Source organism: Xanthobacteraceae bacterium (genome assembly GCA_019454205.1).
GTDB lineage: Bacteria > Pseudomonadota > Alphaproteobacteria > Rhizobiales > Xanthobacteraceae.
The window spans coordinates 190,480-214,029 of record CP075369.1 but is presented as its reverse complement, the minus strand read 5'-3'; the positions used below and the strand labels follow the sequence as shown (position 1 = coordinate 214,029).

At 62.4% G+C, this 23,550-nt stretch carries 27 protein-coding genes and 1 tRNA gene; 17 read left to right on the top strand and 11 right to left on the bottom strand.

The annotated features are described in order from the left end of the window. The first annotated feature begins 70 nt into the window (after positions 1 to 70). Positions 71 to 679 carry a hypothetical protein gene (locus tag KF794_01020; GenBank protein QYK45332.1) on the top strand — a complete coding sequence of 203 codons (609 nt, stop codon included), beginning with the start codon at positions 71 to 73 and terminating at the stop codon, positions 677 to 679. A 4-nt stretch (positions 680 to 683) separates the two neighbouring features. On the opposite strand, the gene KF794_01015 is transcribed toward KF794_01020, so the two are convergent. From KF794_01015 to KF794_00995, 5 genes are all read right to left on the bottom strand, one after another. Then, the gene (locus KF794_01015; GenBank protein ID QYK45331.1) at positions 684 to 1,016 is read right to left on the bottom strand and encodes a hypothetical protein; all 333 of its coding nucleotides are present in this window, start codon (positions 1,014 to 1,016) and stop codon (positions 684 to 686) included. Continuing rightward, the gene (locus KF794_01010) at positions 1,013 to 2,089 is read right to left on the bottom strand and encodes a UPF0104 family protein (GenBank protein ID QYK45330.1); all 1,077 of its coding nucleotides are present in this window, start codon (positions 2,087 to 2,089) and stop codon (positions 1,013 to 1,015) included. Before KF794_01010 ends, KF794_01015 begins: the two co-directional genes overlap by 4 nt. Before the next feature lie 97 nt (positions 2,090 to 2,186). Beyond that, positions 2,187 to 3,896: a thiamine pyrophosphate-binding protein gene (locus KF794_01005; GenBank protein ID QYK45329.1), complete on the bottom strand. Its 1,710-nt coding sequence runs from the start codon at positions 3,894 to 3,896 to the stop codon at positions 2,187 to 2,189. 144 nt (positions 3,897 to 4,040) lie between these two features. Continuing rightward, complete coding sequence (locus KF794_01000; GenBank protein QYK45328.1) at positions 4,041 to 4,550, bottom strand: hypothetical protein; 510 nt, start codon at positions 4,548 to 4,550, stop codon at positions 4,041 to 4,043. An 87-nt stretch (positions 4,551 to 4,637) separates the two neighbouring features. Continuing rightward, positions 4,638 to 6,518, bottom strand: a complete 1,881-nt coding sequence (locus KF794_00995; GenBank protein QYK45327.1) for a PAS domain-containing protein — start codon at positions 6,516 to 6,518, stop codon at positions 4,638 to 4,640. 307 nt (positions 6,519 to 6,825) lie between these two features. On the opposite strand from KF794_00995, the gene KF794_00990 reads away from it, so the two are divergent. Then, complete coding sequence (locus tag KF794_00990; protein QYK45326.1) at positions 6,826 to 7,026, top strand: CsbD family protein; 201 nt, start codon at positions 6,826 to 6,828, stop codon at positions 7,024 to 7,026. Positions 7,027 to 7,088: 62 nt separating this feature from the next. Here the strand turns inward: KF794_00990 and KF794_00985 are convergent, their stop codons facing one another. After that, entirely contained in the window at positions 7,089 to 7,886 is a 798-nt protein-coding gene (locus tag KF794_00985; protein QYK45325.1) for a response regulator, read from the bottom strand. A 171-nt stretch (positions 7,887 to 8,057) separates the two neighbouring features. Between KF794_00985 and KF794_00980 the strand changes: the two genes are divergently transcribed. The 5 genes from KF794_00980 to KF794_00960 all read left to right on the top strand — a co-directional run bounded on the left by KF794_00980 (position 8,058) and on the right by KF794_00960 (position 10,187). Continuing rightward, positions 8,058 to 8,261 (top strand): hypothetical protein, encoded by a 204-nt coding sequence (locus KF794_00980; GenBank protein QYK45324.1) that lies wholly within the window; start codon positions 8,058 to 8,060, stop codon positions 8,259 to 8,261. Further along, positions 8,261 to 8,812 carry a sigma-70 family RNA polymerase sigma factor gene (locus tag KF794_00975; protein ID QYK45323.1) on the top strand — a complete coding sequence of 184 codons (552 nt, stop codon included), beginning with the start codon at positions 8,261 to 8,263 and terminating at the stop codon, positions 8,810 to 8,812. The genes KF794_00980 and KF794_00975 overlap by 1 nt, the downstream gene beginning before the upstream one ends. Before the next feature lie 86 nt (positions 8,813 to 8,898). After that, positions 8,899 to 9,078: a DUF1328 domain-containing protein gene (locus KF794_00970; protein QYK45322.1), complete on the top strand. Its 180-nt coding sequence runs from the start codon at positions 8,899 to 8,901 to the stop codon at positions 9,076 to 9,078. 87 nt (positions 9,079 to 9,165) lie between these two features. After that, a complete protein-coding gene (locus tag KF794_00965; protein QYK45321.1) occupies positions 9,166 to 9,642 on the top strand; it encodes a DUF992 domain-containing protein in 477 nt (158 codons plus the stop codon). Between the two features lie 176 nt (positions 9,643 to 9,818). Then, positions 9,819 to 10,187 (top strand): DUF1236 domain-containing protein, encoded by a 369-nt coding sequence (locus tag KF794_00960; protein ID QYK45320.1) that lies wholly within the window; start codon positions 9,819 to 9,821, stop codon positions 10,185 to 10,187. Positions 10,188 to 10,242: 55 nt separating this feature from the next. On the opposite strand, the gene KF794_00955 is transcribed toward KF794_00960, so the two are convergent. The 5 genes from KF794_00955 to KF794_00935 form a co-directional block, all read right to left on the bottom strand. Continuing rightward, positions 10,243 to 10,319: transfer RNA gene (locus tag KF794_00955), tRNA-Arg, on the bottom strand. A gap of 16 nt (positions 10,320 to 10,335) precedes the next feature. Further along, entirely contained in the window at positions 10,336 to 10,863 is a 528-nt protein-coding gene (locus KF794_00950; protein ID QYK45319.1) for a hypothetical protein, read from the bottom strand. Next, positions 10,856 to 11,911, bottom strand: coding sequence for a type III polyketide synthase (locus tag KF794_00945; protein ID QYK45318.1), 1,056 nt, complete (start codon positions 11,909 to 11,911; stop codon positions 10,856 to 10,858). The genes KF794_00950 and KF794_00945 overlap by 8 nt, the downstream gene beginning before the upstream one ends. 112 nt (positions 11,912 to 12,023) lie before the next feature. Then, positions 12,024 to 13,484, bottom strand: a complete 1,461-nt coding sequence (locus KF794_00940; protein QYK45317.1) for a HAMP domain-containing histidine kinase — start codon at positions 13,482 to 13,484, stop codon at positions 12,024 to 12,026. Between the two features lie 70 nt (positions 13,485 to 13,554). Beyond that, positions 13,555 to 14,364, bottom strand: coding sequence for a TVP38/TMEM64 family protein (locus tag KF794_00935; protein ID QYK45316.1), 810 nt, complete (start codon positions 14,362 to 14,364; stop codon positions 13,555 to 13,557). Positions 14,365 to 14,700: 336 nt separating this feature from the next. Here KF794_00935 and rpmH point away from each other — a divergent pair, with 336 nt between their 5' ends. The 10 genes from rpmH to KF794_00885 all read left to right on the top strand — a co-directional run bounded on the left by rpmH (position 14,701) and on the right by KF794_00885 (position 23,504). Next, positions 14,701 to 14,835 (top strand): 50S ribosomal protein L34, encoded by a 135-nt coding sequence (gene rpmH / locus KF794_00930; GenBank protein QYK45315.1) that lies wholly within the window; start codon positions 14,701 to 14,703, stop codon positions 14,833 to 14,835. A gap of 28 nt (positions 14,836 to 14,863) precedes the next feature. After that, complete coding sequence (rnpA, locus tag KF794_00925; GenBank protein QYK45314.1) at positions 14,864 to 15,196, top strand: ribonuclease P protein component; 333 nt, start codon at positions 14,864 to 14,866, stop codon at positions 15,194 to 15,196. A 25-nt stretch (positions 15,197 to 15,221) separates the two neighbouring features. Then, the gene (yidC, locus tag KF794_00920) at positions 15,222 to 17,078 is read left to right on the top strand and encodes a membrane protein insertase YidC (protein QYK45313.1); all 1,857 of its coding nucleotides are present in this window, start codon (positions 15,222 to 15,224) and stop codon (positions 17,076 to 17,078) included. A gap of 87 nt (positions 17,079 to 17,165) precedes the next feature. Then, a complete protein-coding gene (locus KF794_00915) occupies positions 17,166 to 19,010 on the top strand; it encodes an ABC-F family ATP-binding cassette domain-containing protein (protein QYK45312.1) in 1,845 nt (614 codons plus the stop codon). A gap of 3 nt (positions 19,011 to 19,013) precedes the next feature. Then, complete coding sequence (gene yihA, locus KF794_00910; protein QYK45311.1) at positions 19,014 to 19,655, top strand: ribosome biogenesis GTP-binding protein YihA/YsxC; 642 nt, start codon at positions 19,014 to 19,016, stop codon at positions 19,653 to 19,655. Positions 19,656 to 19,722: 67 nt separating this feature from the next. Next, the gene (argB, locus tag KF794_00905; GenBank protein QYK45310.1) at positions 19,723 to 20,619 is read left to right on the top strand and encodes an acetylglutamate kinase; all 897 of its coding nucleotides are present in this window, start codon (positions 19,723 to 19,725) and stop codon (positions 20,617 to 20,619) included. Beyond that, positions 20,619 to 21,611 (top strand): DUF1036 domain-containing protein, encoded by a 993-nt coding sequence (locus KF794_00900; protein QYK45309.1) that lies wholly within the window; start codon positions 20,619 to 20,621, stop codon positions 21,609 to 21,611. The genes argB and KF794_00900 overlap by 1 nt, the downstream gene beginning before the upstream one ends. Before the next feature lie 67 nt (positions 21,612 to 21,678). Continuing rightward, a complete protein-coding gene (dapD, locus tag KF794_00895; protein ID QYK45308.1) occupies positions 21,679 to 22,527 on the top strand; it encodes a 2,3,4,5-tetrahydropyridine-2,6-dicarboxylate N-succinyltransferase in 849 nt (282 codons plus the stop codon). Between the two features lie 35 nt (positions 22,528 to 22,562). Next, positions 22,563 to 22,994, top strand: a complete 432-nt coding sequence (locus tag KF794_00890) for a hypothetical protein (GenBank protein ID QYK45307.1) — start codon at positions 22,563 to 22,565, stop codon at positions 22,992 to 22,994. A gap of 39 nt (positions 22,995 to 23,033) precedes the next feature. Further along, the gene (locus tag KF794_00885) at positions 23,034 to 23,504 is read left to right on the top strand and encodes a DUF805 domain-containing protein (GenBank protein ID QYK45306.1); all 471 of its coding nucleotides are present in this window, start codon (positions 23,034 to 23,036) and stop codon (positions 23,502 to 23,504) included. Positions 23,505 to 23,550: the final 46 nt, after the last annotated feature.

The window sequence follows — 23,550 nt, the reverse complement described above, 5'->3', positions numbered from 1 at the left end:
GCGCGCAGCAATCCGGCCTGTTCAGGACGCCCGGCTTTCGTCATGCTCCCGCAAGAACCCGGAGGCTTTCATGCCGATTCTCCCGCTACAGCCCGTGCGCGCCGCGCTGACGGCCGCCGCCGTTTGCATTGCCTTCTCCGTCACCATCGCGCGCGCCGAACCGGTGCCGCTGCCCACCATCGACTACGAAGCGAATGCGAAAATCAGCGATGCCGCGGAAATGCTCATCCGCCACAGCAAGGGCCGGGTGCGCGTCGAGTTTTCGATCCCCGGCACCAACCAGCCGATCATCGGGATCGCCGATCTGAACACAAAGAAGATGGTGATGATCGCGAAAATTCCCGGCCTCGACCAGATCAATGCCTTCGAGATCGATTTCGGCGAAGATCTCGGCCTCGGTCAGGTCGTCGGCGAAGGACGCCGCGTCGGCACATCGACGGCGGGCGGCGAGTCCTGCACGTTGTGGGAGATCACCGCGAAGACCGGCAAGGCGACGGCCTGTATCGGCGCCGACAACATCCTGCTCAAGACCGAAGCGGAAATCGCCGGACAGCGGCAGGCCGTTTTCGAGGTGACGAAAGTCAACCGGCGGCCGCAGAACCCTGCCGATTTCGAAGTGCCCGCCGGCGTCAATGTCGTGCGGCTACCGAAAGGTCTGAAGATTCCGGGAATGCAGTAAGCCGCTATTTGCGCAGCCGCTCCAGTACCTGCTCGTAGCCCTTCGCAAACTCGCCGTCTTTCTTGCAGGCATCGGGGAGTTTTTTCTCGAAACCAAGCTCGACTTCCGTAAACAGGTCGTCGGCGGCCTGATCGCTCAATTTCAGCTTCTTCTGCAAAGCAATCGATGCGCGCTGGATCGCGTCGGCCTCAAGTTCGCTCAGCGGGAATTCGCAACGGTCCGCGACGACGGATGCAAGATAAAGCTGCATCAGCTCGGCGCGTTCGGCATCCTGCGCCATGCCCGGAAGCGCGAGCAGCAAGCTCGCACAAGCGGCGATGGCGCGCAGGCGCTTCACGGCTTCTTTCCCGCCTTGCCGGACTCCGGCTCGCCTACGGTCGCAATCGTTGCGACCACCTTGGAAGCATTCACTTCGCTTGAAGGCGGCGGCTCCGCAACTGGCGGCTTGATGTTCATGACGAATTCGCGAATGCCAATGATGATGAGCGAAATCACGAACGGCGCGATGAAATAGAACAGCCGGAACAGAAGCAATGAAGCGAGCAGATCCTCGCGTCCGAACTGCGGCAGCGCGATCAGCATGGCGGCATCGAACACGCCGAGACCGCCCGGCGAGTGACTCGCAAAGCCAAGCAGCGTGGACGCAACGAAAATCACCGCCAGCGAAATGAAGTCGATCGGCGGATTGGCCGGCATCAGCACGTACATCGCGAGCGCGCAGCAGGTGAGATCGACGATGCCGATGGCGATTTGCAAAAGCGTCAGCTTGCCCGCGGGTAGCGTCACGCTCCAGTTGGAGCGGCCGATCACGCGCGGCTTGATGCTGACGATGATGGTGTAAACGAAAAGCCCCGCGATCAAACCGATGCCGATGATGCGATTGATGAACGGCGGCAACTGATCAACCGCCGACGCGGCTTCCGGGTGGATCGTCATGCCGATGCCGAGCACGGCGATATTGCCGAGCCAGAACGTCAATCCGGCGATGAAGCAAAGTTTCGCAACCTCAATCGCGTCCAGCCCGCTCGACGCGGAATAGATGCGGTAGCGCACCGCACCGCCGGAGAATGCCGTGAAGCCGACATTGTGTCCGATGGAATAGCTGGTGAAACCGCCGATGGCCGCGATGTGATACGGCACTTCGTGACGGCCGATCGATTTCAGCGCGAAGTAATCGTAGAAGGTCAGCGTGAGATAGGCGGCGGCGACGAGCAGGCCGGCAAGAACGAGCTGCGTGGTCGTGACGTTCGAGAGCGCAGTGCCGACATCGGCGAGCTTGATCTTGCGCAGGATGTTGTAGAGCACATAGGCGGCGATGGCGAAAACGGTAACGCCGACGGCAAGGCCGATGCGATGCCAGCCGATATACTTCTCGAAAAAGTGCGCAATGCTGCGAAGCTGCTGACGCATAACCTTCCCTGACGTTCCCCCGAATCTTCTTCTTTTTATGGCACGGCTCTAGCAGAGGCTTATGTCGGGTGCGAATCAGCCTTGATGTAGGGGTGTTTCAGGCACCTTTTGCCGCACGCAGTGCGGCAACCGTGGTGCGGGTAGAAACCTGTTCAGGGTCGGTCATCAGTTCGATGACGGCGGCCTTGCCCGAATTCAGGGCACGCTCCAGCGCGGGCATGAACTCCGCGGTCGCCGTCACCCGCTCCGCATGGCATCCGAAGGCCTGCGCCATCGCCACGAAATCCGGGTTCACGAGATCGGTGCCGACCACACGCGCGGGATAGTCGCGCTCCTGATGCATCCGGATCGTGCCGTACATGCGGTTATTAAAGAGAAGGATGATCGGCTTGCCGCCATGTTGAACGGCGGTGCCGACTTCCTGCCCGCTCATCAGGAAGCCGCCATCGCCGACGAAACCGATCACGGTGCGGTCGCGATACACCAGCGATGCCGCAACCGCGGCGGGCACGCTGTAGCCCATCGCACCAGAGGTCGGACCGAGTTGGCGACAGGGTCGCGCATAGCGGATGAAGCGGTGCGCCCAGCCGGAGAAATTCCCGGCGTCGATGCTGACGACAAAATCCTTCGGCAATTTCTCGCCGAGCAACAGCATCGCCTCGCCCATGTCGAGCGGAAACTGCACCTTCGGCGGTGTCGAGGCTTCGAGATAATCCTTACGCGCGCTCTCGACCCACGGCTTCCACTTCGCACCGTCTAGCGGTGGCAGCTTGAGAGACTGCTCCGCGAACGCCACGGAAGAAGCGACGATGGCAATATCGGGAGTGTAGACGCGTCCGATCTCGTCCGCTTCCGGATAGACGTGGATGAGTTTCGGTTTTGGCGTCGGAGATTCAACCAGACGATAAGCAGAAGTCGTGATGTCGCCAAGGCGCGCGCCGACGACAAGCAAGAGATCGGCTTCGCGCACGCGCTTCGTCAGCGACGGCGCGACCGAAGTGGAAAGATCGCCAATATAATTTTCGGAATGGTTGTCGAATACATCCTGCCGCCGGAACGAACACGCCGCCGGGATGCCGTTCGCCTCGGCAAAGGCGACGATGTTCGCGGAGGCTTCGTCGGTCCAGCCGGAACCGCCAACCACGAGCAGCGGCCGCTCGGCTTTCGCGAGCATCTCGCGCATCGCCAGCATCTGCGCATCGACGGGCGCAGCCTGTGCTGTGACGTGAGGCCTTGCATCCTGCGCGTCGGAAGTTTCACTCAGCATGTCCTCGGGCAGCGCCAGCACGACCGGGCCGGGACGGCCGGATGTCGCGATCTGGAAGGCACGGGAAATATATTCGGGGATGCGCGCGGTAGTTTCGATTTCTGCCACCCATTTCGCGAGCGTGCCGAACATCGCGCGGTAATCGACTTCCTGAAACGACTCGCGATCGCGCGTGCCGCGCGCGATCTGGCCGACGAGCAAAATCATCGGGGTCGAATCCTGCCGCGCAGTGTGGACGCCGATGGAGGCGTGGCACGCACCGGGTCCGCGCGTCACCATGCAGATGCCGGGCTTGCCAGTCAGCTTGCCGTAGGCTTCCGCCATGTTGGCCGCGCCCGCTTCATGGCGCGCGTTGATGAGCGTGAAGCGGTCGCGCGCATCGTAGAGCGCGTCCAGCACTTCGAGATAACTTTCGCCGGGAACGCAAAACGCCATGTCGGCGCCGTGGATCAACAACTGATCGACAAGAATACGCCCGCCGGTGCGGGCGTTGTTGGTGCGCCTGGAGGCGATGGCGGCGGGGCGTTCCTGCAAGGTCATGGCGGCAATCTGCCATTGGCTTTCGTCGCCCGCAACGCGCGGTGCAGCGCGCAGTTAACCGCGCCATTTGGCAGGGAAACGCCAAAAGCATTTGCCGGCCTCCCTTTTGGGAAGCCGGCAAGAGTGACGCTGTAACTGACTGCGCTAATTGGCGGACAGGACGATGCTGTCCGGAATCTTCGAGAGGCACCGCGCCGCGGCGCGCTGCAAGCCCGGTTCGGTATGCGGCGCGATCGCGGCCTCGCAACCTTCGCTCGGCCGGGTGGGGCTGAGAATCGGGCGGGTCTGCTCGATCGGCATTTTCTGCACGTCCGCGTCGGCGGTCTCGCGTACCGTAACCTGCGGCAGCACGACATTCTTCGTAATCACCGTCACATTCGAGACCGGGTTGGTCTCAAACAATACGTTGCCGTCCCGGTCGCGATAAATGATCGCCGTGTCGTCGACACCGACGACTTCAACGACCGCCACGCGGCGCGGCTGCTGCACGGCGGCCGATTGCTGCATGGCGTCGGTCTTGAGGGTGCGATTGATCTGGGTGCTTTGGGTGGGCGCAGTCGCAGCCGCGAACAGACCGCCGCCTGCAAGCGAGCTGACGGTCAGAAGAGTTCCGGCGGTCACTGCACCGGCCAAACCGATGATGCGTCGCGACATGGAACCTCGCTCGCCGGCCAAGGGCCGGACGTTGACAGCTCTCCCGGATATTCGGGCTTTCTGGGGAGTAAAACGCGCCAGCCGCGATCAGGTTCCGGCGGCTGCTTCCGCACGCTCCTCATGCACAAAGAGGTGCTTTTCCGGAATAGCGATGGTGCAAGCAACGCCGTCCCGCGCGAAATTCAAATCCACATCGGCTTCCAACGCGCGGGAAAGATTGCGCTGGATCGCGATGGTGCCGAAGCCGTGCATTTTCGGCTGTTCGACCGGCGGCCCGCCGCGTTCCAGCCAGCGGATGGTAATGCCACCATCCGGCGCGGCGCTGTCTTCCCAGATGATCGAGACATTTCCGCCCGGCACCGAAAGCGCGCCATATTTCGCGGCATTCACCGCCATTTCGTGCAGCGCGAGGCCGAGGCTCTGCGCGGCTTCGGGTTTCAGGTGAACATCAGGGCCGCTCACGGTCACGCGCGAATCTTCCCGATCGAGATAGTGGCCGAGTTGCGAGCGGATCAGTTCGGTCAACGAAGCCGAGTGCCATTGTTCCTGCACCAGCAGATCGTGCGACCGTGACAGCGCCTGCAAACGCTCGGAGAATTGTTCGAGGAATGCATCCACCGAACCGGCGTGACGCGAAGTCTGCCGCGCGAGCGCCTGAATGACGGCGAGCAGGTTCTTCGAGCGGTGGGTCAGTTCGCGCATCAGCAGGCGAAGATGTTCTTCGCCCGCTTTGCGTTCGGTGATGTCAACCGCCGCACAAGTGAGGCCTACCACCCTGCCCTCGGCGTCGCGCAGCGGCTCGACGTGAAAGTCGTACCAGCGGCTAGAGGACGGACCTTTCAGGCGCAACTCGGCGTCTTCCGGCTCGCCGGATTCCAGCGCGCGGCGCTTCAGCGCCACGATGGTTTCGCGATCCGAGAGCGGCACGACGTCTTCGTCGGTGAGTCCGACGATCTGGTCGATGCGGCGGCCGAGGAAGGCGTTGCTGATCGAGGTGTAGCGCAGGTCGCGGTCGTGCGTGAAAATCGTCACGTTCGAACCGCGCAGCGCGATTTCGTAACGATGCAGCGCGTTGCGCAGTTCCTCGGCCAGACGACGCTGCTCCGCTTCGAGCGAACGGATGCGGGTAATATCGGCGGCAGCGCTGCGAATGCCGGTCACCTCGCCGCTGGCGTTGCGCATCTGCTCGACGTGAAGCGCGAACAGCAATCGCCCTTCCGGCATTTCGTGCCAGACTTCGATTTCCGCAGGCTCGCCGCTTTCCAGAACCTTCTGCTTGACCGCCATCAGGGCGGCGCGATCCGGTTCGGGAAAAAGATCCTCGTCGGTGCGCCCCAGCATCTGCGCTCCCGCATCGTCGCCGCGCGGACCGAATACGCCGACATAGCGAAGCTCGCGGTCCTGCGAGAACAGATAGACCTTGGCTCCGCGCAGGCAGGTGTCGAGGCGGCTGGCGAGCAGCGCCAGTTCGGCTTTCTTCGCGACCAGAATCTGGTCCATCTCGATCCGCTGCACCTCGCTGTCGCGGGTGCGGGCTTCTGCGGCTTCGAGATTGGCTTCTGCCTCGCGGCGCTCCCGCAACAACCGCGCAGGCGAAGGCAGATTTCCTACCCGCACGAAAACGATCCAGTACGCGATCATGATGACGAGACCGGCGACAACGCTGGTCGCGGCCAGCGCGTCCACGGTCGGCAGCACGAAGGTCGCATTGATGCGTTCCGCAAGCAGCCAGGCCGCGAAAACGAAGAATATCCCGAAGGCGGCCCAGGCCAGCGCGCGGCGCATTACGCCAAGGTCGCTGCGCCGCCATGCAGCCCACAGAATTCCGGCGGGGATCAGAAAAAACGCAATTGCAGCAAGCCACTGTGCTGCGTCGCGCAGCGTTGGCGGCATGGTTTCGCGCCAGAACGCAATCCACGGCGGCAGTGAATCAAGGAAGGAAGAGAGTGAGGTAAACGCGGAATCCATTCTTCAGCCTCGCGCTACTCTTGTGAGCGCGCCTGCGGACAACGCGGCGCCGCAAAAGCCGTTCAATGTCCCGCGTTTTTTTGCTCCGGAACCTAATACCGTAATGCGCGTTGATCCGTGCGGGCGGCCACCCCACCAGCCCTCCCCCGTAACATGGCCGTCCGTTTCGAGCGCCTCTTTGATGGAAACATCAAATGCGCTCGAATTTTTTCGAGAACCCGACTCAGGAACGGAGCTGCCCATCGAGGGTTTCGTCCACGGCTTATCGCCAGACACCAAAACCAACAATGCAAGAGAGGAGTGCGGCATGAACTGGGATCGCATCGAAGGAAACTGGGAGCAGTTCAAGGGTAAAGTCCAGCAGCAGTGGGGCAACCTGACCGGCGACGATCTCGACAAGGTCGAGGGAAGCCGGAAACAGCTCGCCGGTCGCATCCAGGAACGCTACGGCATCGCGAAGGAACAGGCCGAGAAGGAAATCGATAGCTGGCTGAATACCGTCAACTGAATTTCCCACCGGTAGACGAAAGACCGCGGAGACGAAAATCTCCGCGGTCTTTTCGCAAACGATTAGCCGACAGCCTCGCGCTTATGCGCCTTGTTCTGGAAGAACAGCGCCTGGCTGATGATCGCGGAAACCGTTGCCGGCTGGTACGGCTTGGTGATCAGAAATGCCGGTTCGGGGCGTTCGCCGGTCAGGAAGCGCTCCGGATAGGCGGTGATGAAAATGACCGGCGTCGTGAACGAGCGGAGCATTTCGTTCACCGCATCGAGACCAGAGCTGCCGTCGGCGAGCTGGATGTCGGCGAGGATGAGGCCCGGACGCTTCTTGTTGGCGAGCTGCACCGCTTCGGTATGGGTGCGCGCGATGCCCAGCACGCTGTGGCCGAGGCCTTCGACCAGACCCTCGATATCCATGGCGATCAGCGGCTCGTCCTCGATGATGAGCACTTCTGTCGCAATCTCGGATGCGAGTTCGCGGCCTGCGGTCTCCATCAGCGTGCGGATGGTCGCTTCGTCGGTTTCCAGAATACGCGCGGCTTCGCTCTCATCGAAGCCTTCGAGCGCCACCAGCAGAAACGCCTGACGAGGACGCGGGGTAATCTGGGTGAGACGATGCTCGGCAGGCATTTCCTTCGCGCCGGGATCCGACATCCCGTTCACGGTCATCGAATTCCAGAGCTTGGTGAAGGTGCGATAAAGCGTAACGCGGGGACCGTCTCCGGAATCCATGATGGAGGGATCCTGGATCAGCGTTTCGAGAACGGCCGCGACGTAGGCGTCGCCCGAATTCTGGCTGCCTGTCAGCGCGCGAGCATAACGACGCAGCAACGGCAAATGCGGAGCAATAGCAGACGATAGGGACACTAGGCCCTCCCTCGATTTCCCAGCCTTAACTGCAACCTTAACCCGACTGCCGGGAAAAAGTTCCCGGGCTTGGAACCCGTTGCGAAACCGGGGGTTATAGTCGGTCAATACGCGGGGCCGCGAAGGGGTGGGACCATAATGGCTAGCAAGGAAAAAGGCGCAGACCCAACCATGAATACCGAAACCGCTGCGGATTCAAAGGTTAAGCCCGGCAAACTGGATCGGCAGATTCAGGCCCGTATCGGGCAGCAGCTCCGCGCCATGTACGACGACGTGGTGGAGGAAGGCGTGCCCGACCGCTTCACCGATCTCCTGAAGAAACTCGATTCCGCCGCTTCCGGCGCCGCAACCGCCAACGAGCAGGAAAAGAAGTAATGAAAACCGATCCGGCAACCATGCAGGAGATTCTCGGCACCGTGCCGAAGCTGCGTGCGTTCGCGATCTCGCTGAGCGGTAACGTCGATCGCGCCGACGATCTGGTGCAGGAAACGCTGATGCGCGCCATTGCCAGCATCGACTCGTTCCAGCCCGGCACGAACATGCAGGCGTGGCTGTTCACCATCCTGCGCAACCGCTTCCGCTCGGAATACCGCAAGCGCCGCCGCGAAGTCGAAGATGCGGACGGCAGCTATGTGGGCAGCCTCGTCGCGCAACCCGAACAAAGCGGCAAACTCGAATTCAAGGAATTGCGTACCGCGCTCGAAAAACTTCCTTCCGACCAGCGCGAAGCGCTCATCCTCGTCGGCGCCTCAGGCTTCTCGTATGAAGAAGCAGCTGCGATCTGCGGCTGTGCCGTCGGCACCATCAAGAGCCGCGTGAACCGCGCGCGCACCCGCCTTGCGCAGGAACTCAACATCGATAACGCGGAAGATTTCGGCCCCGACCGCAACACGCGCGCCGTCATGGCCGCCAGCGACCGGCGATAGGCTTCAGGAACTTAAGCCGCCTTTTAACGTTGCCATAGCCAGAGGCGCTCACATGCGCCGTTCCAAAAGTTCAGGGAGATACAACCATGATCGGCTGGGCAATTACCTTTCTTCTCATCGCACTTGTAGCCGGTGCGCTCGGTTTCGGCGTGATCGCGGGCACTGCGTTCGAATTCGCGAAGATCATCTTCTTCGTTGCAATCGTGTTGTTCGCTATTTCGGCGCTGGTCGGCCTAGTCCGCGGACGCGGTGTGCCCGCTCCGTAAACCGTCATTTGCCTTCACGCCCGCGATGCAGGAAGTTTCGGCATCGCGGGCGTTTTCATGTACGATTTTCACCCTAGGAGACTACCCATGAAGTTGTTTCATCGCGCCTTGCTCGGCATCGCAGCCGCGCTGGCATTGACGGTCGGCGCACAGGCACAGGATCGTATTCAGACTGGAACGCTGACCTGTGACGTTTCCGGCGGCATAGGCCTGATCATCGGATCGCAGAAGGAAATGACCTGCGAATTCGTGCCGGCCGATCCCCGCTTTCGCCGTGAAGTCTATGTCGGCGTAATCACCAAATTCGGACTCGACGTCGGCGCGACTGCGGGTGGACAGATCGTATGGGCGGTGTGGTCTCCGACCAATGCGAACTTCGCCGGCCTCACCGGCGACTATGCTGGCGCAAGCGCGGAAATCAGTCTCGTCGCCGGGTTGGGCGCGAACGTGCTGATCGGCGGTTCGGACCGCACGGTCGCCTTGCAACCGCTCTCCATATCGGGGCAGGTCGGCGTGAATCTCGCGGCGGGCGTAACCGAGATCAAACTTCGTCCCGTGCGCTGATCGCAATCAGCACATTTTCATCACGCGGCTGCCGGAAGGCGGCCGCGTTTTGCTTTGTCAACGGAACCCGATTGCGAAATGCAACGACACGATCCGTGAGGAGAAATCCGGAACGATGCTGCAAAGCACAGGGTTTTCTTTCGTCGAACGAATTCCATCCAGACGGGAGAACCGTGATGAAGAAACCGCTTGGAATTTTGCTGTTAAGCGCGAGCATGCTGGCGGTTCCCGCCGCAACTTTCGCGCAGACCACCACGATCACCACGACGACGCGTACCGAACGCGGCCCCGTGGTGCTTTCGCCCGACGAACGCACGACGGTATATCGCCGCGTGGTCCGTGAGCGGCATGTGACGCCGCGCGGCGAGGTCGTCGAATATCAGGTCGGCACGCGCGTGCCGCGCGAGGTGGAACTGCGCAGCTTCGATGACGACGCGTATGTCGAGGTGCCGCAACTCAAGCGCTATAAATATGTGTACGTGAACAATCAGGTGCTGCTGGTCGATCCGGCCACCAGCGAGGTCGTCGAGATCATCGACAACTAGCCCTCGCCAGAACGAGAAAAGCCCCGGCGAGAAGCCGGGGCTTTTTTCTGGAAAATGGCGCGCTCGGAGAGATTCGAACTCCCGACCCCCAGATTCGTAGTCTGGTGCTCTATCCAGCTGAGCTACGAGCGCAATCGAGGCCAGCGAACTACCTGCCCTGCCCGGTATTTGCAAGCGCCGGGGATGCCGCCGCTGCGGCCAGGGCGCGATCCTCGACCCGAACCCGCCACAGCAGGAATGCCGCGTTCAGCACCGAGAAAATTGCCGCATAGAGATAGAGGCCGAAGGCCATCGGAATCAGTGCGATTTCCAGCACCACAACCCAGTAATTCGGGTGCCGCAGAAAGCGGTACGGCCCGGTTTGGACCGGCCCCTCGCCGGGAACAGTGTAGATGCGGGTGGTCCAGCGCTCGCCCAATGCCAGCATCGTCCAGAAGCGGACCGGCTGCAGCGCGAGGGCGACTGCCGCAATCCGCCAGTCCGGCTGACGGTCCCATGCCAGCCACCACAGGCTGGCGAACCACGCGACATGCAGCGCGATCATGAACGGATATTGCTCTCGGCCCGATTCGACCGCGCCGCGGGCGATGAGCAGCCGCTCGTTGCGCCGGGAAACGAAGAGTTCGGACAGCCGCTGCACGGTGTAGAAACCGAGCAGCAGGATCGCATCACGCATGGTTCGGTTCGACGGTCGCCATGGTCGCGGTGAAGCCGGGACCGAGCGCGGTCAGCGCAAGCATGCCGCGCGGCTTGTCCTTCAGCACGCGGTCGAGCGCGAACAGCACGGTGGGCGCGGACATATTGCCGTACTCGCGCAGCACTTCGCGTTCGTGGTCGAGCGTACCGCGCTGGAGCGTCAGCGCGTTCTCGATCGCATCCACCACGCGCCCGCCGCCGGGGTGGCAGACGAAGCGCGTCACTTCGCTCAATTCCACTTCGCAGCGCGCGAGCAGGTCGGCGCCGGTCTTCGGCATCCGGCTTTCGATGAAGGCGGGGACTGAGCGCGACAGCACGACGCCGAAGCCGACCGGATCGAAGGTCCAGCCCATGATGTCGAGCGTGTTGGGCCAGGTATGTTCGGCGCTGCCGTTCACGCGCGCGATGCCGCCGTTCTCGCCGGAACGCAGCACCACCGCGGCCGCGCCGTCGCCGAACAGCGCCGCAGCAACCGCGTCTTCTTTAATGTCGCGGTCGCCGCGAAACGCGAGCGAGCACAATTCGACAATTACCACCAGCGCCGTGGTGCCGGGCTTCACGGAGGCAAGCCGCGCGCCGAGCGAAAGCCCGGTGACGCCGCCGGCGCAGCCCAACCCGAAAACGGGAACGCGCCGCGTTTCAGGCCGCATGCCGAGCTTGTCGAGCAAGCGCGCTTCGAGGCTCGGCGTCGCGATGCCGCTCGACGAGATGGTGACGACGAGATCGATTTCTTCCGGCCTGATGTTCGCGCGCTCGATGGCATCGCGCGCGACGCGCTCGTAAATGGAAAGCGCTTCTTCCAGAAACACCTTGGAGCGCTCGCTCCAGTCGCGCGGCTCCAGATACCAGTCGACCGGACGCACCGCGCGGCGGCGCTCGATGCCGGTGTGGTTGAAGATTTCGATCATCCCCGGATATTCGCGGAAGAAGTCCGGAAACATTTCGGTTGCGACGCGCGCCACTTCCTTTTGGTGGATGATGTGTTCGGGCGTGGCGGTGGCAAGCGAGAGGATGGATACGTCGTTCATGGTCTTCCGGATCTTTCCGGCCGCGATCGTAGTGTCACAGAGGAACTTTTCCCAGTGCTTTCCGCGCTTATCCCTGCGCCCGCTACGAAATGTGTGCGCAAAAGCGCGGCAATCAGGCCCGCAATCTGCCGCTGCGGAAGTCTTCCAGCTCTACCGGCCGGTCCGGAATCGTGATGTGGAAGGTCGCGCCCAGCGTGCCATCGACCAGTTTGATCTCGCCCCCATGCAACCGGACGATCTCGGCTGCAATCGCTAGGCCAAGACCCGTGCCGCCGCTACGCACCGATCCCTGAAACGGCTGAAACAAGTGCTCTCGCGCGCGCGGCGGAATCCCCGGGCCGGTATCGGCGATTTCGAGTACGACTACTGCACCTTCGCGGCGGCCGACGACGCGGATCTGGTCGCGCACCGGATCGTTCGGCACGCGCGATTGCAGGGCTTCATGGCTATTGCGCACGATATTGAGCAGCACGCGAAACATCTGCTCCGGGTCGGCGTCGATGGTCAGGCCGCGCTCGATGGACGGCACCCAGCCGATCGCGCTGCTGCCACCAAGACTTAATGTGTCGCGGACTTCTTCCACGAGATGATGCACGTCCACGCTCTTGCGTTCGGGCAACGGCTCCTGCGCCTTTCCGTAGGCAAGCGTCTGCTGGCAATAGGAAATCGCGCGGTCGAGCGCGCGCATGAGCTTCGGCGCGATCTGGCGCACCAGCGGCTCGCGCAAATCGGCGATGCGGTCCGAGAGCAGTTGCGCGGAAGAAAGCAGATTACGCAGGTCGTGATTGATCTTCGACACGGCAAGGCCGAGCGCAGCGAGGCGGCTTTTCTGATGCAGCGTCTGCGACAGCTCATACTGCATCCGTGCAAGTTCGCGCTCGGCCAAACCGATTTCATCGGCGCGCCGCGACGGCGTAAGGATGCGGCTGGCATCTTCCGGGTTCTGCGCGAAACGCATCATCTGCACCGTCATGCGCCGCAACGGCCGCACGAACAGCCATGACAGCGCCGCGTAAACCAGCGATGCGGTGATCACCGAAATCAGCAACGAGACCAGCAGAATGTTCTGCGACGCCGAGATCATCGCCATATAGAGTGGCCGCTCCGGCAAAATGACTTCGATGGAGTCGCCGCCCATCGGCGCGTCGCCGATCACGCGCACCGTGCGCTCCCCGCGCGAGGCCAGCGTGATCAACGCATCGCGGATCGCAGCGAAGGACGAGTAATCGCGAAGATCGACATTATCGTCCACTGCCGCGGGCATGTCGGAGGTGGTGAGCAGCCGTCGCGCATTGCCGAATTTCACCGCGATGGCCCGCGCGCCCGCGCCGTCGAGGAGACGCCGCGCGAGTTCCTGCGGCACCATGTTGTCCGGGGTCGCATCGAGTGCCAGCACCGCGAGCCGCGCAGTCGCAACCCGGTCCATCAGCCACATCGAGCGCACGTTCGCGATGGAGGGGACGAAGATCAGCACTTCGGCCAGCAACACGAACAAGACGGTGAGCAACAGCAATTTGCCGGACAGGCCGACGCGGAACGACTTTTCGGGCGTCGCGGGCTTCTCGGCGGTCATGCACGGTTCCGGGGAATGGATGATGGCGGCAAGATGCGCCCATGCGCCACGAGGGTCAAACGACGCTGCGTCACGGCTTTGCGCTCTCGCCCGAAGGCCGGCTGAGACGCATGATCCGCCGCCGGAACAGAAGCGGCAGCGTCGCGAGCACGGTCAGGATTACGAGACCGGCAATCATCTCGCGCGAAAGGAAATTCATCCACTCGATTTCAAAGCTGCAATCCGCCGATCCGGCGGCCTGACACATGCGATAGGCTTCCGCCTGCTTTTCGACGCCACGGTCGAACCCGCTGCCGATGAAGCCGAAGCAAATCGCAATCGGCGCGATGCCGAGCGCGGTCGCGGCAAGGAACGTCCGCAGCGGCACGCGAAACAGGGCCGACGCCACGTTGATCGCGATGTAGGGCACCATCGGGATCAGCCGCAGCAGAAAGATGTATCCGAAGGCGTTGTTCCGGAAACCGTTTGCGAAACGATGGAAGCGCGGCAACGACGCCTGCTCCAGCGTGCGCCCCAGCGAAGCGCCGCCGACCAGCACCGTGATCGCGCCGCCGATACATGCGCCGAGAATTCCGCCGAGCGCTCCGCCGATCCAGCCGAACAGAAAGCCCCCGAACATGGTGAAGACGATGGCGCCCGGCATCGCGAACACGATCGCTGCGCTATAGGCGGCGACATACAGGACGAAGGCGCCGACAGGATTTTCGCCGATGCTTTTCAGCAGCGTCTCGCGATGCGCGAAAGCGCTCTCGATGGAAAACTCCCGGTGCAGGCCGGAAGCGAAAAAAGCGGCCGCACCGGCAACCATCACCAATAACGGCAGGTATCGCAGGGAGGCGAACCGGACGCCTGCGGGGGCGGTTTCCTTGGGCGGCAGCATGGGGGCGGGACGGAAGTTCCGTGTGCGATAGGGAGGCTTATAGCGCCTGCCCGTGCCAATCCCATGATACGGGGGCTTTTTCGAGGGCCTTGCCGGAAGGTTCCGGCTGCCGGCGGAGTAAGGTCCGTAACTGGTTTCCCCGCGATTCCATTGACTTTGAGGGGGGCCGGACCCTATAAGCCCCGCGCGCATGCTTGGGCTTCCCTAGGGCCTGATCGGCCTACGGAAACGGGAAATTCCCGTATCAGCCGGGCAGCCGATTTGCCGGATTTGGGAAGCGCCGGGACTGCCCCGAATTCTTTGTTTCTCGAGCTGAAAAACGCGGAGATCGAACCCGTGAAACGGACGTATCAACCGAGCAAAATTGTCCGCAAGCGCCGCCACGGCTTCCGCGCGCGCATGGCGACCAAAGGCGGCCGCAAGGTCGTCGCCGCCCGCCGTTCGCGCGGCCGCAAGCGCCTCTCGGCGTAATGCCCGCACCGGTTCGGGTGCAACGCGCATGAACCGGCTGGTCAAACGCGCGGATTTTCTCGCCGCCGCCAAAGGCGCCCGTGTCAACACGGCGCCTTTTCTGCTGCAAGCGAAGCGCCGCGAAGACGAAAAAACTTTCCGCGTCGGTTTCACTGTCACCAAGCAGACCGGCAACGCGGTGGAACGCAACCGCATCCGCCGCAGACTCAGGGCCGCCGCACGCGCGGTTCTGCCGCAAGGTGCGCAGACCGGCTTCGACTATGTACTCGTGGCGCGCCGCCCGGCACTGACCGCCGAATACCGGAACCTGCTCGAGAACCTCGAACACTCGCTGACCAAAATTCATAAGGGCCGGCGCTAAGCCGCAGCCGCCGACGGAGAATAGAATGTCCGACCAACGCAACATGCTGCTCGCAATCGTCCTGTCGGTGGTCGTGCTGCTCGGCTGGCAGTATTTCATCGCGGGTCCGCAGCTCGAAAAGCAGAAGCAAGCCCAGCAGCAACAACAGCAGCAGAAACAGACGCAGGCTCCGCAAGGACCGCAGGTGCCGCCCGCTACGACCGGCCCGCAGACGCCGAATGCCGGTCCGCAAACGCCGCCCGCGCAGGGACCGCAGGTTCCGGGCACGCCGCAGAAGCCGGCGACGGCAACCCGCGCGCAAATCCTCGCCGCCAGCGGCCCGCGCGTGCTGATCGAGACGCCGAAACTGCACGGCTCGATTTCGCTCAAAGGCGCACGCATCGACGACGTGACGCTGAACGACTATCGCGAGACGGTCGATCCCAAGAGCGACAACATCGTGCTACTCGCACCTTCGGGAAGCCCGCTCCCGTTTTACGCGGAGTTCGGCTGGGTCGGCGTGGACCAGAAGGTCAAGACGCCGAACGCGGAGACGGTCTGGACGCGCGACGGCGCGGGTCCGCTCACGCCGGAGAAGCCGCTGCGCCTCACCTGGGACAACGGCGAAGGGCTGGTGTTCACGCGCACAATTTCGATCGACCCACAATACATGTTCAAAATCGTCGACGAGGTGGAGAACCGCACGCAGAACCCGGTGCAGCTGTTTCCCTATGGCCTCGTCTCGCGTCACGGCACGCCGAAGGTGCTCGGCTATTACATCCTTCACGAAGGCCTGATCGGCGTCACCGGCGAAGCCAAGCTGCATGAAATCACCTACGCCAACATCGTCGACAAGCCGGCGCAGACGCTGAAATCGAACGGCGGCTGGCTCGGCATCACCGACAAATATTGGGCTGCCGCGCTCATTCCGCCGCAGAACGCCAACACGACGATGCGCTTTTCATCGAGCGCGATCGGGCCGGTGAAAACCTACCAGACCGACTATCTCCTCGACGCCGTGACGGTGGCGCCGAATGCGAAAGCGAATACGGAAGCCAAGCTGTTCGCCGGCGCCAAGGAAACCGCGATCATCGACAACTACGAGAAGACGCAGGGCGTAAAGAGCTTCGAGTTGATGATCGACTGGGGCTGGTTCTACTTCATCACCAAGCCGCTCTTTAAGCTGATCGACTACTTCTACCGCCTGTTCGGAAACTTCGGCCTCGCCATCCTGATCGCGACGGTGCTCATCAAGATCGCGTTCCTCTGGTTCGCCAACAAGTCTTACGCCTCGATGGCGAAGATGAAGATGGTGCAGCCAATGATGGAGGAAATCCGCAAGCGCTATGCCGACGACAAGGTCGCGCAGCAGCAGGCGCTGATGGAGCTGTACAAAAAAGAGAAGATCAATCCGCTGGCCGGGTGTCTGCCGATCCTGATCCAGATCCCGGTGTTCTTCGCGCTCTATAAAGTGTTGTTCGTGACCATCGAAATGCGGCACGCGCCGTTCTTCGGCTGGATCCGCGACCTCTCCGCGCCGGACCCGACCAACCTGTTCAATCTGTTCGGCCTCCTGCCGTTCGATCCGACCGTGATCCCGGTATTCGGCCAGTTTCTGCATCTCGGCATCTGGCCCATCCTTATGGGCATCACGATGTGGGCGCAGATGAAGATGAACCCCTCGCCGCCGGATCCAACGCAGAAGATGATCTTCGACTGGATGCCGCTGATCTTCACGTTCCTGCTCGCCTCGTTCCCGGCAGGTCTCGTCATCTACTGGACCTGGAACAACCTGCTCTCGGTGATCCAGCAGGGCTTCATCATGAAGCGGCATGGCGCGAAGATCGAACTCGGCGACAATCTTCGCTCCTTGTTCCGGCGCAAGAAACCGGCAGATAGCTGATCCGCGGTCTCATTCGAGAAATGCGAAATGCCCGGTCAAAAGCCGGGCATTTCTTTTGACGGCATCCTGTTCTAGAAGCCCGGCACCATGATCGTTCTCGACGACATTTCCCTCCGCGTTGCGGGCAAGCTGTTGCTCGACCACGCCAGCATTTCGATTCCCGAAGGCGCGCATGTCGGCATCGTCGGCCGCAACGGCTGCGGCAAGACCACGCTGTTTCGCGCGATCGAGAAAGAGATCGACACCGAAACCGGCTACATCCGGCTGCCCAGCAGCGCGAAGATCGGCCGCGTCGCGCAGGAAGCGCCGGCCGGACCGGACAGCCTGCTGGAGCGCGTACTCGCTTCCGATACCGAACGCGCCGCATTGCTGGAGGAGCGCGAAACCGCAAAAGACCCGATGCGGATCGCGGAAATCGAAATCCGCCTCGTGGACATCGACGCCTATTCCGCGCCGTCGAAGGCTGCGAAGATTCTCGCAGGCCTCGGCTTCAGCGAGGAAGCACAGGCGCGCCCCTGCGCCGAATTTTCCGGCGGCTGGCGCATGCGTGTCGCGCTTGCCGCATTGCTGTTCGCCGAGCCTGACCTTTTGCTGCTCGACGAACCGACCAACTATCTCGACCTCGAAGGCACGTTGTGGCTGCAGGATTATCTTGCGAAATATCCGCACACGATCCTGCTGATTTCGCACGACCGTGACCTGCTCGACACTTCCGTCTCGCACATCCTGCATTTCGAGCAGAAGAAGCTGAAACTCTACCGCGGCAACTTCTCCTCGTTCGATCGACAGCGCCGCGAGAAGCTCGTGCTCGATGAAAAGGCGCGCAAGAAACAGGAAGCTGCGCGCGCCCACATGCAAGCCTTCGTCGACCGCTTCAAGGCGAAGGCTTCGAAAGCGCGGCAGGCGCAATCGCGTGTAAAAGCGCTCGCAAAGATGGAGCCGCTCGCAGCCCACATCGAGGACGCACCGGCGGCGATTTCCATTCGCCATCCGGAGAAGCAGCTTTCCCCGCCGATCATCGTCTATGACGGCGTGTCGGTCGGCTACGAACCGGGCAAGCCGATCCTGAAAAATCTCGACCTGCGCATCGACGACGACGACCGCATCGCGTTGCTCGGCCCGAACGGCAACGGCAAATCGACGTTTGCAAAACTGATCGCCGACCGCCTCGCGCCGCAAGGCGGCAAGGTGGTGCGCGCGTCGAAGATGGAAGTCGCCTATCTCGCGCAACATCAGCTCGACGAACTGCACGCGGACGAGTCTCCCGCCGAGCATGTCCGCCGCCTGATGCCGGATACGCACGAGGCGAAAATCCGCGCGCGCGCGGCAGAAATGGGGTTCTCCGGCCCGGCGGCGGATACCAAGGTTGCTTCGTTGTCCGGCGGCGAGAAGGCGCGTCTTCTGCTCGGCCTTGCGGCGTTTCATGGCCCGCACCTGCTGATCCTCGACGAACCGACCAACCATCTCGACATCGAGGCGCGTGCTGCGCTGATCGAGGCAGTGAACGATTATCCGGGTGCGCTCATCCTCATCAGCCACGACCGGCATTTGCTGGAGGCGTGCGCTGAACGGCTCTGGCTGGTCGCGGGCGGCACCGTGAAACCCTATGAGGGCGATCTCGACCAGTATCGCCGCCAGGTGCTCGGCGGCTCCGAGCGGCAGCGCGGAAAAGACAAGAACGGCGACGGCACGAAGAAGCCTGCCGCCGGGAATGTCACCAAACGCATCGCGCAACTCGAAAAAGAAGTGCAGAAACTGGAAGAGGAAATCGCGAAGCTCGACGCGCAGCTTTCCGATGCCGACCTGCACAGCCGCAATCCGCGCGAGGCATCCTCCATCGGCGCTGCGCGCACGCGCGCTTCCGAAGCGCTTGCCAAGGCGGAAGCCGAGTGGCTTGCTCTGAGCGAGCAACACGGGACGACGGGCGCTTAAATTATGGACTTCACGCGCGACGAAATCGAAACGGGCCGCAAGCTGTTCGCGGGTGCGTTCGATTTCTTTGCCGGAGCCGACAAGCCGGACGCCCTGCCCGCGCCGAAGGGGATCGAGGTAGCCTTCGCGGGACGCTCGAACGTCGGCAAGTCGAGCCTCATCAACGCACTGACCAACCGCAAAAACCTCGCGCGCGTCTCCATCACGCCGGGCCGCACGCAGCAGATCAATTTCTTCCAGTCTTCCGGCCCGCTCGTGCTCGCAGACCTTCCCGGTTACGGCTACGCGAAAGCCGCCAAGGAAAAAGTGAAGGCGTGGACCGGCTTCGTTCGCGTCTACCTGCAAAAGCGCGTGAACCTCGGCCGCGTCATCGTGCTGATCGACGCGCGCCACGGCATCAAGCCGGTGGACACCGAAATGCTCGACGAGTTCGACAAGGCTGCGGTTGGATACATGATCGTGCTGACCAAAGCCGACGAGGTGAAAGCCGCGGACCTGCCCGCACGCGTCGCGGAAACCGGGCAAGCCATCGCAAAACGCCCGGCGGCCTTTCCGGCGGTGTTCGCGACGTCTTCTCATACGGGCGCGGGGATTCCGGAAGTCCGCGCCGCCATCGTTCGCCTCATGCGAGAGCGCGGATTCTAGCGGGCCGGGCCTTTTGCCCCTGCGGCCAAATCGGCTAGAAGAACGGCACCAACAAAGGCCGTTCCCGATGAGCAAAGAAACTCCCGCCGACCCGCACCAGCAGGCGCGCGTTCTCGCACAGGCGCTGCCGCACATGCAGCGTTACGATGACGAGATCGTTGTAGTGAAGTACGGCGGTCACGCGATGGGCGACGACAAAGTAGCGCGCGAGTTCGCGCGCGACATCGTGCTGCTTGAGCAGACCGCGATCAATCCGGTGGTGGTGCATGGCGGTGGGCCGCAGATCGGCCAGATGCTCGACAAGCTCGGCATCAAATCCGAATTTAAAGACGGCCTTCGCGTCACCGACCAGAAGACCGTCGAAGTGGTCGAGATGGTGCTGGCCGGCTCGATCAACAAGCAGATCGTCGGCTTCATCAACGAAGCGGGCGGACGCGCCGTCGGCCTTTGCGGCAAGGACGGCAACATGGTGAAAGCGCGCAAAGTCACGCGCACCACGCGCGACAAGGATTCCAACATCGAGAAGGCCATCGACCTCGGCTATGTCGGCGAACCCGACAAGGTCGATACCACCGTGCTGGAACAGATCCTCGGCCGCGAACTGATCCCGGTACTCGCGCCTGTCGCGGCAGGCGTGGAAGGCGGCACCTTCAACGTGAATGCCGACACCTTCGCAGGCGCCATCGCGGGCGCGCTGAAAGCAAAGCGCCTGCTGCTCCTCACCGACGTTCCGGGCGTACTCGACAAGAACAAGAAACTGATCGAGCAGTTGTCGCTGAAGGAAGCGCGCAAGCTGATCGCGGACGGCACGATTTCGGGCGGCATGATCCCGAAAGTCGAGACCTGCATCGACGCGCTGGAACGCGGCGTCGAGGGCGTCGTCATTCTCGACGGCAAGGTGCCGCACGCCGTGCTGCTCGAACTGCTGACCGATCACGGCGCGGGCACGCTGATCACCCGTTGATGCGCGCGACGTTTGCCGCAGTTCTTCTGCTTGCGACGGCGACCGGCGCGCGTGCCGATCTGGAAATCTGCAATCTCACGAGTTTCGTGATCGAGACGGCGCTCGGCATCGAGAGCAAAGGTTCTGCCGCCACGCGCGGCTGGTTTCGCATAGATCCCGGCGTTTGCCGCACTGTGCTGCGGGGCGAAGTTTCCGCCGGCCGGCTGCTCGTTCACGCCCGCGCACTTGCGCTCTACGGAGCGCTGAAACCGCTGAACGAAACCCATGTGCAACTCTGCACCGGCGCGGGCGACTTTCTCATCGCCGGCGCAAACAAATGCGCGAAGCCCAGCGATCGCATGTTGCCCTTCGCGGAAGTGAAGCCGCGAAAGACCGAGAGCGGTTTTGCCATCACGGTCGCGGAAAGCGCGGACTACGACGAGACGCAGGCGCGCTTCGCGGCGATCCAGCGCCTGCTGACGCTCGCGGGCTTCGACGCCGAGCCGGTCGATGGCGTGCCCGGAGCGAAAAGCGAAATGGCGCTTGCGGCATTCCTCAAAAGCCGCGCGCTCAATAACACCATTGTCGCCCGCGCGGAGTTCATCGACCTCTTGCTGGATGCGGCGCGCGACGGCGCCGCGCCGGGCCTCTTGTGGTGCAACGACACGAGGTATCGCGTACTCGCCGCGCTTGCGCTTGAAGAAGGCCGCGAGATCGTGACCCGCGGCTGGTGGCAACTCGAACCCGGCGCATGCCTGCGGCCGGAACTGCCGCGCCGTTTTGCGGGAAGCGTGCTCACCTTCGCCGAGGCCGTCGATTCGAGCGGCGCGCCCGCGCAACACAAGGGCCGCGCGCTCAACTGGGGCGGCACGCGCAGGCTATGTGTGAAGAATACGCGCTTCGAAATCCGCGAGCACGACAACTGTCCCGCGCGCGGGCTGGAGAGCAAAGGCTTCACGCCGGTCGAGATTTCCGTGCAGGGCGGCGCAACGCTGCGATTCAGAGAGCCGTAACTGTCGCGATTGACAAGCCCATGTCCCGCACGGGAAAACCGCGGGCCTTGAAATTCTGGAGCATCCCGTGAAGCCCGCCGAACTCGAAAAGATCATCGACGAAGCCTTTGCCGACGCCGCCAAGATCGGCCCGAAGACAAAGGGCAAAGTCCGCAAAGCCGTCGACGAAGCGCTGGCGCTGCTGGATGCCGGCAAGATGCGCGTCGCGGAAAAGCAGGCGAGCGGCGAGTGGCGCGTCAATCAGTGGCTGAAAAAAGCGGTGCTGCTTTCCTTCCGCCTGAACGACATGGAAACCATCAAGGGCGGCCCCGGCCGCGCCGTATGGTGGGACAAGGTGCCCTCGAAATTCGACGGCTGGAAACCGGCGCAGTTCCGGAAGGCGGGTTTCCGCGCGGTGCCGGGCTGCGTGGTGCGCCGCTCGGCCTACATCGCGCCGGGCGCGGTGCTTATGCCGAGTTTCGTCAATCTCGGCGCCTATGTCGGCGAGAACACGATGATCGACACCTGGGCGACCGTCGGCTCCTGCGCGCAGATCGGAAAGAAGGTTCATATCTCCGGGGGCGCGGGAATCGGCGGCGTGCTGGAGCCGTTGCAAGCTGGACCGGTCGTGATCGAGGACAACTGTTTCGTCGGCGCGCGCGCGGAAGTCGCCGAAGGCGTGATCGTGCGCGAAGGTTCGGTGCTTTCGATGGGTGTGTTTCTCGGTGCGTCCACCAAGATCGTCGATCGCGAGACGGGAAAAATCTACATGGGCGAAGTACCGCCCTACTCGGTCGTCGTGCCCGGCACAATTCCGGGGAAACCAATTGCCAACAGCAACGAGCCGGGACCCGGTCTCTATTGTGCGGTGATCGTGAAGCGCGTCGATGAAAAGACCCGCTCGAAAACCTCGATCAACGAACTGCTCCGGGATTAATGTACGTGGTATCGTGACGGAAGAACGAGGCCGTCATGACCAGCGACCTGCCCACACCAGCCGAAGTAAAGCTGAGTGTCTTTGAGCGGATTCTTTTCTTCCGGGGACCGGTCGGCAAGAAGCTCTTTTTCATTGGTATCGCCGGAGAGGCCGCTCTCATTCTTGTCGCGTTTGCCGCTGCATCGGGATTGACGAACCCGACCGGCGGCGGCAGCGCTTTCATCGCTTTTATTTTCCTGATCGCCGCGCTCTGGTGGCACTTCGGACTGGTGACCGGCCGGATGCGCGATGCTGGCGCGCCGGTTTTTCTCGGCATCGTCCTTACCATCGCCGCGTTCGCGTGGCCGGTCCTGATGCTCGAATTCATCGAATCGTTATGGCCGGTGGTTCTTGGCGTGTTTCTGCTGCTCTACCTGGCGCCGGGTTTCTTCAAATCGAAAGCATCCGCCGAATTGCCGAAGCCCTAGATTGCTGGTTGTATTGGCATAAGCGAACGGGGTGCAGTAATGGGGCCGCTTGTTTTTTTCTTTCGTACGGACGGACGGTTCAACCGCTCGCGGTTCTGGTTCGGAATCCTGGCGCTCTGGATCATCGGCATCCCGATCCTCGCCGTTCTGTATTACTACGGCACAGTATTTCGCAGCGGGACCGGCATCGTCTATGGCGTGCTGATCTTCGCCTGGTCCCACTTTGCGCTGTTCGTGAAGCGCGCACAGGACCGCAACATGCACTACCTTTGGGTCGCGGTTTTCCTCGTGATCATCACCATTATCGGCTACCTCCCCTCCTCCACCATGGCCAGCATGGCGCCATACAGCCCCGGATATGTGCTCGCTGTGCTGTTCTTGATCCTGCTGGTTCTCTATTTCCTGTTTCTCATCATCTATATCGGCTGCCTTCCGGGCACGCGCGGGCCTAACCGCTACGGTCCCGACCCGCTGCAAAGAGATGAGGCAGCCTCATCGCAAGGCAACTGAGCGATCATTGCCCGCCGCGGTCCTCGCCGTGCTATAAGCGAGCGAT